The following is a 15,282-nucleotide window of genomic DNA, read 5'->3' as shown; positions in this document are numbered from 1 at the left end:
ATACTGCTCGGCGTGAGCTCGAGCCAGGCCGCAGTCCGGGTGCCGGCCACACCACCAGTGGGGCGGGTCGAGTTAGGTGCCGCTATACATGCAGCCGATGCTACGGTCGCCTGCATGTATCCCATGACCGGTCGCTCCGCCAGCTATGGCCGGGACAGCATTGTCGCCATAAAACTCGCCCTTGAAGAACTCAGCGCTGATCCTGCTGCGCCCAGGCTGCGGGTGATCGTCGACGACTCCCGCTCCAAGTCTTCCTTTGCCGTTCGCATGGCGGAAGACTTTATTCGCCAGGATAACGCCAACATCCTCTGCGGCATGGTTAGTTCGGGTGTGGGCATGGCCGTCAGCCGTCTGGCGAAACAACGAAAAATCATTCTGATCGGCACCGACCACGCCTCCTCAAGAGCAACTCTTGAGGAGGGCCACGAATACTACTTCCGGGTCTCCAGCGACACCTGGTATTCCCATGCCGCTGGCGCCCGTTACCTGCAAGAACTGCAAAAGAAAACCGGTTGGAAGAAGCTGGCTTTTCTGGGTCCGGATTATGAGTACGGCCGGGTCGCCTGGCGCGACCTGCAGCAGGCGCTGGAACTGCTCGGGGTGGACTATGAGGTGACAGGTACATACTGGCCCAAGCTCTATGAGCCGGACTACTCACTTTACATCCAGGCTCTGCTTGAGTCACAACCGGATGTACTCGTGGTGTCTCTGTGGGGTGGCGATTTTACGGCCTTTATCGCTCAGGCCCGCACAACACGACTGTTCCCGCAGATGCGCGTGGCCAACTTTGATGCCGGCGGCGACTACGAAACCCTGGTCAGTCTGGGCCCGGAAGCCCCAGAAGGGCTCATTCTGTCCGCCCGACACCACGTGAACTGGCCCGACACCAAACTGAACCGCCAATTCGTCAACCGGTTCCACGCCCTGTCGGGACGCTATCCCAGTTACTCCGCGCAAGGGGCCTACGCAGGCATGCTCATCATAGCCAGCGCGATTCGCCAGGCCGGCAAGGTCACCGACACAGACGCCATGATTGCGGCACTGGAGGGATTGCACATTCGTCTGCCCAAGGATCCCGACGGTTATGTCTCCTATATTGACCCGGACACTCACCAAATCGTCCAGGCGCAAGCCGTCGGCATACCGGTACCCAACACACAATATCCGCCAGCCCGGGTCATGCTGGGCAACTGGCACATTTACGATGCTGAATCCCTGAAACCGTCCCCCGCTCTCGTCAAGAAGCGACGCGGTGAATCCGGCAACTGACCTCTGGTCAGCTGCTTTTTCACAAAAACAATGAAGGAGAAGACAATGGGACACTCCCTGCAACCCAAACCATGGCAGCGGAAGCTCCTGGGCACCGCCACCTCGCTGGCCATAGCCTCTGTCGGTGTCATGGGCTTCGCGGGCTTCGCCAGCGCCCAGGAAGGCACCTTCAAGGTCGGACTTGTGACGTTCCTGTCCGGCGGTGCGTCCGGTCCATTCGGGGTCCCGGCGGCGCAGGCCGCTGAGACAGTGATCAAGGCAATTAACGAGGGCACCCTGCCGGCGCCTTACAACACCAAGGGTATCAACGGACTGCAGCTGGAGTCGGTCGTCATCGACGAAGCCGGTGGCCCCACCAAACAGGTTGAGGAATACCGGAACCTGGTCCAGCGTCAGAACGTTGATGCGGTGATCGGCTATATCTCCAGTGGTGATTGCCTGGCGGTCAGCCCGGCCGCCGAAGAACTGAAGACGTTCACCATCGCCTTTGACTGCGGCACGCCGCGCCTTTTCCCGGAACTGGACAACCCGCAGTACTTTTTCCGGACCGGCCTTGATGCCACCGCGGATAACGTTGGCGCCGCCCACTACCTGAAAGAAACCCGCCCGGACATCACGCGTGTGGCCGGTATCCAGCAGAACTACGCCTGGGGTCAGGATTCCTGGAATGACTTCCAGGAATCCATGAAGCAGTTGATGCCAGATACCGAGTTTGTGGATAACCAGACGCCCCAGATTTTCCAGGGCAGTTACGGCACTGAAATTTCCGCCCTCCAGACCCGCCGTCCTGAAATCATTCATTCCAGTATGTGGGGTGGCGACATGGAGGCGTTCGTAGCACAGGCCAATGTGCGCGGCCTTCTCGAACAGGCAACCGCTGTGCTGACTACTGGCGAATCCGGTTTTAACCGGTTTAAAAACCAGGCACCTAACGGCACTGTCATCGGTGGCCGTGGCCCCTTCGGTGCCTTCATGCCAGACAACGACCTGAGTGAATGGTTCTCGAAAGCCTATGAAGCGGAGCACGGTGTACCGCCCAGCTATCCTTCGTCGAAGATGGCCCAGGCGCTGCTGGCACTGAAGTACGCAGCTGACAATTCCGGGGCCAAGGACAAGCCGTCGGATGAGCAGCTTGCGTCTACTCTTAAAAGCGCAACCTTCGAATCCGTGAGTGGCACGGTTCGTATGGCACTGGCCAATGGCCATCAGGCGTTGCAACCGATGTACTACGGCGAGTACTACTATTCACCGGATTCCGGACCGGAGCTGCGTAACGTTCGCTCCTATGCCGGTGAGTGTGTCTCTCCGCCCGATAATCACAATGCCCAGGAGTGGATCAAGGCAGGCTTCCCTGGAGCCAGGTGCGACTGATCCATCACTCTGGTTCCGGTGACTCTTGTGAGGTACCGGAACCCTTCCAACAGGAGTAGACGCAGATGTTAACCATCTGGGCGATTCTGATAGACGGCCTTATCTACGCGTCCTGGCTGTTTCTTGTTGCAGCCGGGCTGACCGTCATTTACGGCGTTATGCGAATCCTGAACATGGCGCACGGCAGCCTCTACGCTCTCGGGGCATACGCGGCGGCTTCATCCATAGGCTGGTATTACGCCAGTGGTGGGGATCAACTGTGGATTGCCTTCGCGCTCCTTGCCGGTTGTGCCATCGCCATCGGAGCAGTGGCCGGCCTCATCATGGAGCGGGGAATCCTCCGACTGATGTATGGGCGTGACGAAGTACTGATGCTGATCGTTACCTTTGCCCTGCTGTTAATCCTGGAAGACCTTATGAAGCTCGTCTGGGGAACGACACCCTATTTCGCCTATCAGCCTTACACCGCCCTGGGCCGCTTCAATATTGGCGTGCTGACGGTATCCGGCTATCAGATCATGGTGATCGGCGTATCCGTGGTTGTTGGCGCCATCATGTGGTTCTGGCTGGAGCGTACGCGTACCGGGAAGATTCTGCGCTCCATTATTCACGATCGCGAAGTGTCCGAGGCCATGGGAGTGAATGTCCGCCGCATGTTTACCATGACCTTCGTAATCGGTGCAGGCCTCGGCGCGATTGCCGGTGGCTTTACCGCACCCATTATTTCGGTGGTTCCCGGCATCGGCGTTGAGGTCATTGTCGTGGCCTTCGCGGTCGTCGTTACCGGTGGGCTGGGCAGCATTACCGGTGCCGCCATCGGGGCACTGATCGTCGGCCTGGCCCGGGCGGCCTCGATCCATACCATGCCGCAACTGGAACTGTTCATCATTTATGCCGTGATGGCTGCGGTACTGATCTTCCGTCCCCACGGACTGTTTGGTCAGGCCACGGCGAGGAAAATATGATGCGCCTGCAAAAAACAGAAATGTTGCTGATGGTGGCGGCCCTGTTGCTTGGGCTGTCATCGTTCATCAGCCCCGACTGGATGGTCTTCACATCGACCCTGGCGATTGCCGCCGCCCTCGTCGTCATGGGTGTGGTCATGCTAATGCGGGCAGGCCTGATTTCCTTTGGCCAGGGGCTGTTTTACTGCATGGGTGGATATGCGGTCGGTCTCGGTGGACGCTTCCTCGGTGTGACCGATGCGCTGGCCCTCATTGGCATGGGCATCATCGCAACAGTTGCCCTGGCCATGGTGTTGGGGCTTTTGTTGACGCGATACCGGGAAATCTTTTTCGCCATGCTCACGCTGGCTTTTTCCATGATTCTCTACGGTGTCCTCGTGAAGAGCCAGGGGCTCGGCAGCACGGACGGCTTTGGCGTGGTGAAGTGGTCAATCCTGGGTTATCAGCCCGGCCAGGGCCTGGAAAGTGCCACGACCCTCTGGCTGGCGGTCGTCCTGGCTCTTGCTGCGGCACTGTTCCTGAACCGCTACTTCCAGTCCAGTATCGGGCTGGCTTGCGAGGCGATCCGTGAGAATGAGGTGCGCGTTGAATACATGGGTATCTCGCGGCGCCAGGTGCTGTACGTCAATTACATCATTGCTGCAGCCCTGGGGTCCGTTGGCGGTTCACTGACGGCCCTGACGGCCGGGCATGTCGACCCCACCATGGCTTACTGGACGATTTCCGGTGAGTTTGTGTTCATTGCACTGCTTGGCGGGACGGGCCACGTTGCCGCGCCGTTTATTGCCGCGTTCATCTTTATCCTGGTGAGGACCTACGCGGTCGAGCTGTTTCCCAACTCCTGGCAACTCATTCTTGGCATAGTTCTGCTACTGATTATCCTATTCCTGCCCAAAGGTATCTGGAGCCTGTTCACCCGCAAGCGGAGCGCTGCAGCATGACCGACATACTGAAGACGGAAAGCCTGTCCCGCTATTTTGGGGCCGTGGTTGCCGCAGAGGATATCAACGTCACCATCACGGATGGGGAAATCGTCGGGGTCATCGGCTCGAACGGGGCGGGTAAGACCACCTTTATCAATATGGTCACCGGTTATCTGCCGCCCTCCTCCGGTGTCATCAACTTTGATGGCCAGCCCATCAGGAATCTCGGCCCCCGGAAACTTATGCGCCGTGGTCTGGCTCGCTCGTTCCAGGTTCCACAACTTTTCCTGGAACTTTCCGTTCTGGACAATCTCGCGATCGCCCTGTCCGCCGCTGAAGGCCGGCAACTGAACATGACGCGCCCAGTGCGCACGCCGGAACGTATTTCGGCAGCGGACGAGATTCTGGAGCAGATGAATATCACTCAGTACCGGGATGGAATGGTCACGGCCATGCCCCAGGGTGCCCGAAAACTGCTGGATATTGCGATTGCCATGCTGGGTGAGCCGAAGATGCTGCTGCTGGATGAGCCCACCAGCGGCGTCAGCACGGAAGAGAAGTACACTCTAATGGACACCGTAATGGAGGTGGTTCGCCGGCGGGGCCTGACCGTGCTTTTTGTCGAGCACGACATGGAGATTGTCCAACGCTATGTTACCCGGGTTCTGGCCTTCGCCAGCGGCGTTGTCATCAAGGATGGAGCCGTCGACGAGGTCCTTGCGGATGAACAGGTCCAGGAGTTGGTGACCGGTAAACGCCACCAGCCACAAACCGAGCAGGGAGACGTCTGACATGAGTCTTAACATCACCCACCTTGACGTCTCGATCGAGAAAATCGGTATTCTGCGGGATATAAACCTGACCATTCCCGGCGGGGAGATGGCGAGTCTGATCGGCCATAACGGTGCCGGCAAGACGACGCTGATCAAGGCCATCATGGGCCTGCTGCCGGCGACCGCCGGCAAGATCGAGTTCAAGGGAGAGAACCTGACCCGCTATGCGTCCTATAACCGTGCCAGTATGGGCATCAGCTATATGCCGGAGGACCGCCGCCTGATCCCGGAACTGACCGTTACCGAAAATATGCTGATGCCGGCCTGGGCGAACAAAATCAAAGACGGTGAAGAGCGACTGAAGTGGATTTATTCCCTGATGCCGGAGATCGCCGATTTCGGAGAGCGCAAGGCCCTGCAGCTCTCCGGTGGTCAACAAAAACTAGTCGCCCTGGGCCGCGCCCTGATACCGGGTCGGGAGCTGATCCTGCTGGACGAGCCATTCGAAGGCGTGGCGCCGGTACTGGCCAAGCGACTGACGTCTGTCATTGCAGACCTGCGCGGGGAAGGCCTGACGGTATTGATCGCAGAGTCGGACGACACCCACTCTGCGGATCTGGTAGACGCCACCTGGCGCATCGAACGCGGCTCCGTTTCGGCGGGTCGTGAACACGCATCGGCGTCAGTGGACTGAGCCCGAACAACGATTGACCGAGGAGAGATTCAATGAAAATTCGTGCCGCCGTTCTGCAAGCCATTGGTGCCGAGCGCCCTTATCAAGACACCAAACCGCTCGTCATTGAAGAACTGGAACTGGACCCGCCCGGCGATAATGAGGTGCTGGTGCAGATCAAAGCCGCCGGCCTGTGCCACTCCGACCTGTCGGTGATCGACGGTAACCGGCCGCGCCCGGTGCCCATGGCCCTGGGCCACGAAGCCGCGGGTATTGTGAAATCGGTCGGCAGCGGAGTCCGTGACCTGAAAGAAGGTGATCATGTGGTCGCCGTATTTGTACCCAGCTGTGGCCACTGCGCCCCCTGTGCGGAAGGCCGGCCGGCCCTGTGCGAGCCTGCAGCGAAAACCAATAACGCCGGCACACTGGTCAGCGGCGAACACCGCCTGCACCGGGCGGATGGCACCGCCATCAATCACCATCTGGGGGTTTCCGCCTTTGCCGATCATGCAGTGGTATCGCGGGACTCCCTGGTCAAGGTCGATCCAGCGCTACCCCTGCATCACGCTGCACTGTTCGGTTGTGCGGTACTGACCGGCGTCGGTGCCGCCATCAACTCCGCGAACATCAAGGCGGGGCAGGCCGTGGCCGTCATTGGTCTCGGAGGGGTCGGCCTCAACAGCGTACTGGGCGCCCTGGTAGCCGGAGCCGGCGAGGTGATTGCGATTGACCTGGACGAAGACAAGCTCGCGCTGGCGAAGGAACTGGGGGCGACCCACACCTTCAACTCCGGTGAAGATGGTTGCGTGGACAAGATCAAGACCCTGACCAGCGGCGGCGTGGACTGCGCGATTGAAATGGCCGGCTCCGAAAAAGCGTTGGAATTCGCCTACCAGATCACCCGCCGCGGTGGCACCACCGTCACCGGCGGTCTGGCCCATCCGGAAAAGAAAGTCGCCATCCAGCAAGTCAGCCTGGTTGCCGAGGAACGGACCCTCAAAGGCAGCTATGTCGGTAGTTGCGTTCCCGTACGTGATGTCGCCCGCTACGTCACCCTGTTTCGTCAGGGCAAGCTGCCGGTGGACAAACTGCTCAGCGGCACGCTAACCCTGGACCAGATTAACGAGGGATTTGAAAAGCTGGCCTCGGGCAAGGCAGTCCGCCAGGTTGTCCTGTTTGATTAGTCGGAGCGGTCGGGCCCTGTTTTCCGGAACGATTTCCGGACCGGTTCTCTTTATGTGAGAACATTATGTCCTTACAGTTGAACAATCCGGCCTAACACAGATTCAGGAGCCCGACATTGGAACGAGAAGACTTCACCGTTTTTTATCCCGTCACCACGCGATGGATGGACAACGATGTGTATGGGCACATCAATAACGTCACCTACTATTCCTACTTCGACACGGCCATAAACCGGTATCTGATTGATGAGGGAGGCCTGGATATCCACAATGCCCCCGTCGTCGGATATATCGTCAGTTCAAACTGTCAGTTCCGAAAACCGGTAGCCTATCCTGAGGCCATCGAGTCAGGACTCCGCGTGGTAAAAATCGGCGGAAGCTCGGTGACTTACGAGGTTGGCGTTTTCAGGGAAGGCGATCCGGAAGCGGCCGCATTCGGTCAGGTTGTGCACGTGTTCGTGGACCGCAGGAAACATGCATCGGCCCCCATCCCCGGCGAAATCCGGGCGGCACTTGAGCGGATACTGGTGGACTGAAACATAAGCCCGCTCAAAATCCTTGCGAATCTTGGGCAAAGAGGCTTGAATCCTCAATGTACTAATTCAGGACTATCCTTATAAATGGATGCATTGGCTGAAGCCTTCCGACTGATTATCACACTGGACGCGGATTTATTTGAAATTCTCTGGCTGTCCATCCAGGTCAGCCTGAGTGCGCTGGTCGTATCCGCCGTCATTGGTTTGCCTCTGGGGACCTGGCTGGCGATCACCAGATTCCCGGGACGCAAATTCTGCATCCTTTTGCTGAACGCCCTGATGGGCATGCCCCCCGTGGTGGTGGGGCTGATTGTGTATTTGCTGCTGTCACGGTCCGGTCCGCTGGGTTGGCTGGGCCTGCTGTACACACCCTCTGCCATGATCATCGCGCAAGTGGTGCTGATCACCCCGATTATCGCGGCTCTTTCGAATCAGGTGATTGAGCACCTTCATCAGGAGTACAGGGATACATTCTACTCGATGGGTATCACCGGGCGCCGCGCGGTGGGGGCCTATCTGGTGGATGCCCGCTATGCGCTGACCACCTGCATTCTGGCGGGCTTCGGCCGGGCCATCGCCGAAGTAGGCGCCGTTATCATCGTCGGCGGCAATATTGATCACCTGACCCGTGTCATGACCACCGCCATCGCACTGGAAACCTCGAAGGGCAACCTGACCCTTGCCCTGGGCCTGGGTGCGGTGTTGCTGACTCTGTCATTGCTGGTCAACGCACTGGTGATCGGCGTCCGTGAATACGCTGCAAAGCGCCAATATGCCTAACCTGCTCCTGCCTATCATTATCAGTGACCTGCGCCTTATTAAAGGTGATCGTGCCGTGTTGCAGGGTGTAAACCTGCGGATTGATGAACCCGGCATCACGGTGATTATGGGCCCGAACGGCGCGGGAAAAACCATGCTCCTTCGCTGTTTGCATGGACTGATCACTCCGGATGAAGGATTGATTACTCTGGGCTCCCTGACGGTGGCCGCCAGTCGCGATGAACAGGCTATGGTCTTTCAGCACCCGGTACTGCTGCGCCGAACGGCGCTACAGAATCTGGCCTTTGCGGCCCCCAGGATCGCCAAGACCGCCCCCCGGCGTTTGATTCAGGCTCTGGAGTCTGTCAACTTGGCTGACCGGGCCGATCAACCGGCCCGGATGCTGTCCGGTGGAGAACAACAGCGACTGGCCCTGGCTCGGGCCCTGTTGAGTGAGCCTGCGTTATTGCTGTTGGATGAGGCGACGGCTAGCCTGGATCCGGCATCGGTGCTATTAATTGAATCGTTGGTCAAAGCCCAGAGCGCCCGGGGCACCAAGGTTATTCTGGTCAGTCATGACCAAAGTCAGGCTAGACGTTTAGCCGATGAAATCGTATTTATTTCCAATGGGCAGATAGCCGAGCAGAGCCCGGCTGGTCAGTTTTTTACCGCGCCCAAAACCCCGATGGCTAAAGCGTATTTAGCCGGCGAAATCCTGTTTTAGAGGACGGCTATGAAGCACCTGATCATCTGCGTTGCGTTGGCTTTCAGCGCTCACACTCTGGCGGATACCATCATCGTTCAGTCCACCACCTCAACCCAGAACAGTGGCCTATATGACTACCTGTTACCGCTATTGGAAAAGGACACCGGCATAAAGGTGAATGTCGTCGCCGTAGGCACGGGACAGGCGATCAAAAATGCCAGGCGCTGTGATGGCGATGTGCTTCTGGTTCACGCCAGGCCGGCCGAGGAAAAATTGGTTGCTGATGGCTATGGCGACTATCGCCGCGACCTGATGTACAACGACTTTGTCATCATTGGACCCAAAGCCGATCCGGCAAATCTGGCAGACGCCCGCGACGTCATTGACGCTCTGCAGAGAATCAAGCAAGCCGGCGCTAAATTTGCCTCACGCGGTGATGATTCGGGGACACACAAAAAAGAACGCTCATTGTGGCAGGCGGCCGCTATCGACCCTGACGCCGGATCCGGTCAATGGTACCTTGAAACCGGCAGCGGCATGGGCGCAACCCTGAATACCGGTGTGAGCCTGGGCGCCTATGTGTTAACGGACAGAGCCACCTGGATCGCCTTTGCCAACAAACAGGACGCCGCCATTCTATTCGAGGGAAACCCCGCCCTTTTCAACCAGTACGGTGTTATTCCCGTCAGTGCGAAAAAATGCCCGAACGTTAATCGAGAGGCGGCGGAGACCTTTGCACAGTGGTTGCTGTCTGACACCGGACAAGCCGCGATTGGTGCCTATCAGGTTGACGGCAAGCAGCTGTTTTTCCCGAACGCCGACTAGGCCAGCCAGATTCGAGCACGTGTATTTCCTGAGCGGACTAAAGCGATAATGACGAGTGCACCCCTTCTACCTAACCCGACCGACCCCCGGCTGTCCCGCACCGTCGAGGGCGTTGATGAAGCCGGCCAACCGAAGTCGATCAGCGTGATCGAAGAGCGTCCCCTGACCATCTATCTGAACAGCCAGGAGATCGTCACGGCAATGACTATCGGCGATCACCCGGAGTATCTGGCGCTCGGTTTTCTCCTGAACCAGGGTATGCTGAAAGAGACCGATCAGGTCACGAAGATTGATTTCGACGAAGAGCTGGAAGTCGCTGTGGTCCGTACCGCAGGTGTTACCGATGTAGAGACCAAGCTGAAAAAGAAAACCCGCACCTCCGGCTGTGCCGTGGGCACTGTGTTTGGTGATATGATGGCCGGGCTTGACGGGCTGTCATTGCCGGATACACCGGTGCACACCAGTACCTTTTACGATCTCTCGTATCAGATTAACCACACGCCCAGCCTGTATATGGAAACCGGTGCCATTCATGGCACTGCCCTGTGTCAGGGACGCCAGATCCTGGCCTACATGGAGGATGTCGGGCGTCACAATGCGGTCGACAAGATCGCAGGCTGGATGCACTTAAACGGCATCCCGGCGGCCGACAAAGTCCTATACACCACTGGCCGTCTGACCTCCGAAATGGTGATCAAGACGGCCCTGATGGGCATCCCGACCCTGATCAGCCGATCAGGCTTTACCGCCTGGGGTGTCGATATTGCCCGGCAGGTCGGGTTAACGCTGATCGGAAGGATGCGAGGCAGGAAATTCACCTGCCTCGGCGGCCAGCATCGCCTGGTGTTCGATCAGGATTTGTCGCAGGTTCCCGATGAAGACAAAAAGCTGCGGCGCAAAGGCGCGCAGCATGATTGACGGAGGCACAGCATGACTGAGTGTGCGGTCATTCTGGCCGGTGGCCAGGCAAACCGAATGGGCGGTGGTGACAAAGGACGATTGATGCTGGGCGATCAGTCATTGATCCATCGTGTCATCGACCGAATCACGCCGCAGGTCGACGCCGTGGTGTTAAACGCCAACGGGGATCTGAGCCGGTTTGATGATCTGGGTCTGCCGGTGGTGGCCGACTCGATTGGTGATTTTCCGGGCCCGCTGGCGGGTGTGCTCGCGGGCATGGATTGGGCTGCCGAACAGGGCCATGAGTGGCTGATCAGCGTCGCCGCGGATACCCCGTCGTTCCCTCTGGACCTGGCAGCACGATTGGCCGAATGCGATACCCCGGTGGTGCTGGCGGCCACGCCGGATCCGGAACGCGGCCGACTGCCCCAGCCAACCTTTGGCCGTTGGCAGGTCGCGTTGCGGCATAATCTGAGAGCCGCCCTGAACGACGGTGTCCGCAAGATTCGTCAGTGGACCCAGGCCCAGGGTGAGACGCTGGTGATTTTTGGTGAGGACGACTTTTTCAACATTAATACGCCGGAAGACCTGGCCTGGGCGGAGAAACACCTGAAGTGAACGTTATAGGCATCGTGGGCTGGAAAAACTGCGGAAAGACCACCCTGGCCGCCGCTCTGATTCGTGAGCTGTCCGGCAGGGGATTAACGGTTAACTCGATCAAGCATGCCCATCACACGGTGGATGTGGACCAGCCCGGCACCGACAGCTACCAACACCGTGATGCCGGGGCGCGAGAGGTCATCCTGGCGGGTGGACAGCGTTTCGCCATCATGCACGAGCTGCGGGGCGCCAGGGAGCCGACGCTGGATGAATTGCTGGCCCGGCTGGGCCCCTGCGATTGGGTCGTGGTCGAGGGGTTCAAGACCCATTCACACCCCAAAATTGAGGTGCACAGGCGGGAAAGCTCCCGTGCGCCCCTTCACCCGGAAGACGCCAGTATTATTGCCGTGGCGACGGACTATGCCTCGGAGTTTGCGGGCCCCTGCTTTGATTTGAACGATGTGCCCGGAATCGCTGACTTTATTCTGACCCCTGGAAAACCATGAACGGGAGAGCTATGAACCCGCTTCGTAACGACTGTTTTGCCCTGCCCCCCGGGGTGAACTGGACGCCGGTAGACGAGGCCCTGGAGCGGCTACGTTCACGCTTGCATCCTGTGGTGGGTGTGGATCGCGCTGTCCCGCTGTCACAGGTCAATGGCCGGATACTGGCGAGCGACGTCCATGCGCCTCGCGCTCACCCCCCGAGCAACAATTCGGCGGTCGATGGCTATGCGTTTGCGGGACCTCTAACTCAGGTGCCCTGCGCCCTGCCCCTGGTTGATGGCCGCAGTGCCGCCGGGGAGCCGTACATGGGGCATGTGCCCGGGGGCCATGCTATCCGGATTCTGACCGGTGCGGTGATTCCGGCCGGCACGGATACGGTGGTGCTGGAAGAGGACTGCGAGGTCACAGAGGGAAAGCTGCACCTGAACGGCACACTAAAAGCCGGCGCCAACACACGCAAAGCCGGAGAGGACATCAAGGCGCAGGATCGGATTCTTACCGCAGGTACCCGCCTGACGCCTACCCAGATTTCCGTCCTCGCCAGCGTCGGTGTCGAGTCGGTGGATGTGTATCAGCGGCTGCGCGTCGGTGTCCTGTCCACAGGTGATGAAGTGAAGCCGGTTGGTTCAGCGGTCACCGACTGGCAGATTTATGACGCGAACCGCCCGATGCTCAGTGCCCTGGTGGCGCAACTTGGCTATCAACTGGTGGACCTGGGCCATGCGCTGGACCGGGCCGAGGATGTGAAGGCTGCATTGGAGCGCGGTGCTGAGCAGTGCGACCTGATCCTGACCAGTGGCGGCGTTTCTGCCGGGGACGAGGATCATGTGTCGAAAACGCTGAAGGCCCATGGCGACATCAGCAACTGGCGCATCGCGATCAAGCCGGGCCGGCCCCTGGCGCTGGCCATGTTCCGGGGCACACCCGTGGTGGGCTTGCCGGGCAATCCGGTGGCGGCCTGGGTCTGCGCCCTGCGCTTTGGCGCGCCGGCAATGGCGCTGTTGGCCGGGGGTGAATGGTTTGAACCCCAGGGTTATGTCGTGCCCGCCAACTTTACCAAGAACAAGAAGCCCGGGCGCAGCGAGATGTTGCGCGCCCGGGTCCGCAACGGGCAGGTTGAGGTCTTCGGCTCTGAGGGATCGGGCCGGGTGACCGGTCTGGCCTGGTCCGAGGGCCTGGTGGAACTGGATGAGAGCGCCCGCCAGATAGAGCCGGGAACCCCTGTGCGGTTTATTCCCTACGGCAGCTTCGGGTTGTGATTACTCGTAGCTGCCGTGGACGGCAAAGGCTTCCAACGAAGCATCCTGCGGCACCCGGCTCTGGTAGGTTTCCTCAACACCCAACTCGGTCAGCCGGCGGCTGACCATCAGCAGGGTGTTGTCCTCAAAATCCTCACACATGCTGCGCATCTGGTCGATTTCGTCGCAGGCGACAGGATAGGCGGCGTCGATATCCGGCGCACCGTACACCTCCACAAAGGTTTGAGCCAGGGTCTGACGCAGCCGCTCCAGTTCGGCCCCGGTAATGTCGCACACGCCCACAAAACTGGCGCGGCCACCGGATTCGATGCTGTACCAGCCGTTACTGAACGCCTGGCGAGCCTTCCCCTTCAGATCCGCTTCGGTCCAGTTGGAGAATTCAAATCCGCCCGAGATGGCCCATTCGCCGCTGGCGGCCGGCACTTCAAACACATTGTCATCGGAGATATCCAGTCGCAGGGTTCGGGCCAGTTTCATAGGTGCTCCGCGAATTCAATCAGACTCACTGTCTCGGTCATGACACCCTGACGCAACAGCATCCGGCCTTTTTCATCCAGGCCGACAAACACACCGGACCGGGGCTGGCTGATCGTCTCGCCCAGGGTGTCGCAGCGTGGCCGCCACTCGTTGTGTACGCGCGCGAATCCGCTGTCCATGAAGTAGGTCAGCCACAGCAGGGTATGTTTGGACCAGCTTTCCAGCAGCGCCATGGGGGTGATATCGACGCAACCTTCCTCATACAGACAGGTTTGATTCGGGTTTTCGCCCGGCTCGCCGCTCAAATGCATGAAGGGCACCTCAATGCCAATGACCAGCCAGTCAGGATGGGCTTTAGGATCCGACACATCCGCTGCAAAGCGAACGCCACCGCAGACCGCACCATTGACCTTGATCCGATCAGGCCATACAAAGTGAACGGGCACTTCGGGCGGGGCCAGCGCGCCCAGACTTTCGGCCAGGCCTATCTGGGCAACGTAAACGGCCTGAATAGCCTCTTCCAGAGGCGTTTCCGGCGCCAGCACCAGGGCCGCGCGCAAGGTATCAACCGCCTCGGAGTAAAAAATCGTGCCTGAATCAACCCCTGCGATGGCCCGGCTGACGGCCTTATCAAAGGGATCCGTGTGTTTGGGCAGCACTTCGCCGGTGAATAGCGGCGGGAATTGAGGTGACTCACTCATCGGATGGCCCGGGCGTAGACATCAGAGGCGACAAGTTCATCGGCGATGCGCTGGAAGGCCTTGGCCTGAGGGCTATCCGGCTTTGACACCACAATCGGAACGCCGCCGTCCGAACCGACACGGATATCCAGATCGAGTGGGATTTCACCGAGGAAGGGCGCTCCGAGCTTTTGCGCCTCAGCCCGGGCGCCGCCGGACCCAAAGGGGTGGTGTTCTTTGCCGCAGCCATCACAGACAAAAGATGCCATATTTTCGATCAAGCCAAATAGCGGCACGTCCATCCGGTTGAACATGTCAATGCCTTTGCGCGCGTCCATCAGGGCGATGTCCTGAGGTGTCGAGACCACAACCGCGCCCGCCACAAAGAATTTCTGACTCAGGGTCATCTGGACGTCACCGGTGCCCGGGGGCAGATCCACCAGCAGCACGTCCAGTCGGCCCCAGTCCACCTGGTTCATCATCTGTTGCAGGGCGCCCATCAGCATGGGGCCACGCCAGACGATGGCTTCGTCATCCGGGACCATCAGGCCCAGAGACATCAGGGTCACGCCATGATTGCGCAGGGGCAGGATGGTCTGCCCGTCGGGGCTGGACGGGCGACCTGAAACACCCAGCATGCGGGGCTGACTGGGCCCGTAGACGTCGGCGTCCAACAGGCCCACCTTAAGACCTTTCGAGGCCAGCGCGACAGCCAGATTGGACGCCACTGTGGACTTTCCCACGCCGCCTTTGCCCGAGGCGATGGCGATGATGCGATCAATGCCCTTCGGGTTTCTGTCCTGTGGCCGGGGCGCGTCGGTACCGATCAGGTTTGGTCGCGCTGCGTCTACGTATTGAACCATGTTGTGTCCTGTT

The 15,282-nt window shown here is 59.3% G+C and carries 18 protein-coding genes; 15 read left to right on the top strand and 3 right to left on the bottom strand.

Translation table 11 applies throughout. The annotated features are described in order from the left end of the window. Nucleotides 1-114: 114 nt before the first annotated feature. From D0851_RS14580 to D0851_RS14510, 15 genes are all read left to right on the top strand, one after another. Nucleotides 115-1,269 (top strand): ABC transporter substrate-binding protein, encoded by a 1,155-nt coding sequence (locus D0851_RS14580; protein ID WP_117619303.1) that lies wholly within the window; start codon nt 115-117, stop codon nt 1,267-1,269. A gap of 45 nt (nt 1,270-1,314) precedes the next feature. Continuing rightward, nucleotides 1,315-2,640 carry an ABC transporter substrate-binding protein gene (locus tag D0851_RS14575; protein ID WP_205422215.1) on the top strand — a complete coding sequence of 442 codons (1,326 nt, stop codon included), beginning with the start codon at nt 1,315-1,317 and terminating at the stop codon, nt 2,638-2,640. A gap of 65 nt (nt 2,641-2,705) precedes the next feature. Beyond that, complete coding sequence (locus tag D0851_RS14570) at nt 2,706-3,605, top strand: branched-chain amino acid ABC transporter permease (protein WP_117619302.1); 900 nt, start codon at nt 2,706-2,708, stop codon at nt 3,603-3,605. Next, a complete protein-coding gene (locus tag D0851_RS14565) occupies nt 3,605-4,546 on the top strand; it encodes a branched-chain amino acid ABC transporter permease (RefSeq protein ID WP_117619301.1) in 942 nt (313 codons plus the stop codon). The genes D0851_RS14570 and D0851_RS14565 overlap by 1 nt, the downstream gene beginning before the upstream one ends. Then, entirely contained in the window at nt 4,543-5,319 is a 777-nt protein-coding gene (locus tag D0851_RS14560) for an ABC transporter ATP-binding protein (protein ID WP_117619300.1), read from the top strand. Before D0851_RS14565 ends, D0851_RS14560 begins: the two co-directional genes overlap by 4 nt. A 1-nt stretch (nt 5,320) precedes the next feature. After that, entirely contained in the window at nt 5,321-5,995 is a 675-nt protein-coding gene (locus D0851_RS14555; RefSeq protein WP_117619299.1) for an ATP-binding cassette domain-containing protein, read from the top strand. 32 nt (nt 5,996-6,027) lie between these two features. Continuing rightward, nucleotides 6,028-7,158: a zinc-dependent alcohol dehydrogenase family protein gene (locus D0851_RS14550; RefSeq protein ID WP_117619298.1), complete on the top strand. Its 1,131-nt coding sequence runs from the start codon at nt 6,028-6,030 to the stop codon at nt 7,156-7,158. A 164-nt stretch (nt 7,159-7,322) separates the two neighbouring features. After that, nucleotides 7,323-7,694: an acyl-CoA thioesterase gene (locus D0851_RS14545; RefSeq protein WP_162893791.1), complete on the top strand. Its 372-nt coding sequence runs from the start codon at nt 7,323-7,325 to the stop codon at nt 7,692-7,694. Nucleotides 7,695-7,778: 84 nt separating this feature from the next. Next, a complete protein-coding gene (locus D0851_RS14540) occupies nt 7,779-8,474 on the top strand; it encodes an ABC transporter permease (RefSeq protein WP_117619296.1) in 696 nt (231 codons plus the stop codon). Further along, nucleotides 8,443-9,177 carry an ATP-binding cassette domain-containing protein gene (locus D0851_RS14535; protein ID WP_205422213.1) on the top strand — a complete coding sequence of 245 codons (735 nt, stop codon included), beginning with the start codon at nt 8,443-8,445 and terminating at the stop codon, nt 9,175-9,177. The genes D0851_RS14540 and D0851_RS14535 overlap by 32 nt, the downstream gene beginning before the upstream one ends. 9 nt (nt 9,178-9,186) lie before the next feature. Further along, nucleotides 9,187-9,984: a substrate-binding domain-containing protein gene (locus tag D0851_RS14530; RefSeq protein ID WP_117619294.1), complete on the top strand. Its 798-nt coding sequence runs from the start codon at nt 9,187-9,189 to the stop codon at nt 9,982-9,984. 48 nt (nt 9,985-10,032) lie between these two features. Beyond that, nucleotides 10,033-10,902 (top strand): formate dehydrogenase accessory sulfurtransferase FdhD, encoded by an 870-nt coding sequence (locus D0851_RS14525; protein WP_117619293.1) that lies wholly within the window; start codon nt 10,033-10,035, stop codon nt 10,900-10,902. A 12-nt stretch (nt 10,903-10,914) separates the two neighbouring features. Next, nucleotides 10,915-11,502 (top strand): molybdenum cofactor guanylyltransferase MobA, encoded by a 588-nt coding sequence (mobA, locus tag D0851_RS14520; RefSeq protein ID WP_117619292.1) that lies wholly within the window; start codon nt 10,915-10,917, stop codon nt 11,500-11,502. Further along, entirely contained in the window at nt 11,499-11,990 is a 492-nt protein-coding gene (gene mobB / locus D0851_RS14515; RefSeq protein ID WP_117619291.1) for a molybdopterin-guanine dinucleotide biosynthesis protein B, read from the top strand. Before mobA ends, mobB begins: the two co-directional genes overlap by 4 nt. A gap of 11 nt (nt 11,991-12,001) precedes the next feature. Next, on the top strand, nt 12,002-13,249 hold the full coding sequence (locus D0851_RS14510; protein WP_117619290.1) for a molybdopterin-binding protein: 1,248 nt from the start codon (nt 12,002-12,004) through the stop codon (nt 13,247-13,249). Here D0851_RS14510 and D0851_RS14505 read toward each other — a convergent pair whose 3' ends face one another. Genes D0851_RS14505 through D0851_RS14495 form a run of 3 tightly spaced genes read right to left on the bottom strand, consistent with a single transcriptional unit; the run spans nt 13,250 to nt 15,269 of the window. Then, nucleotides 13,250-13,726 carry a DUF6505 family protein gene (locus D0851_RS14505; RefSeq protein ID WP_117619289.1) on the bottom strand — a complete coding sequence of 159 codons (477 nt, stop codon included), beginning with the start codon at nt 13,724-13,726 and terminating at the stop codon, nt 13,250-13,252. Continuing rightward, nucleotides 13,723-14,427 (bottom strand): biotin/lipoate--protein ligase family protein, encoded by a 705-nt coding sequence (locus tag D0851_RS14500; protein ID WP_117619288.1) that lies wholly within the window; start codon nt 14,425-14,427, stop codon nt 13,723-13,725. The genes D0851_RS14505 and D0851_RS14500 overlap by 4 nt, the downstream gene beginning before the upstream one ends. After that, nucleotides 14,424-15,269 (bottom strand): Mrp/NBP35 family ATP-binding protein, encoded by an 846-nt coding sequence (locus tag D0851_RS14495; RefSeq protein ID WP_117619287.1) that lies wholly within the window; start codon nt 15,267-15,269, stop codon nt 14,424-14,426. Before D0851_RS14495 ends, D0851_RS14500 begins: the two co-directional genes overlap by 4 nt. Nucleotides 15,270-15,282 lie beyond the last annotated feature (13 nt).

The sequence above is a fragment of the Marinobacter sp. Arc7-DN-1 genome (genome assembly GCF_003441595.1).
GTDB classification, from domain to species: domain Bacteria; phylum Pseudomonadota; class Gammaproteobacteria; order Pseudomonadales; family Oleiphilaceae; genus Marinobacter; species Marinobacter metalliresistant.
The sequence above is the reverse complement of the archived record's forward strand: the minus strand, read 5'-3'. Positions and strand labels throughout refer to the sequence as shown.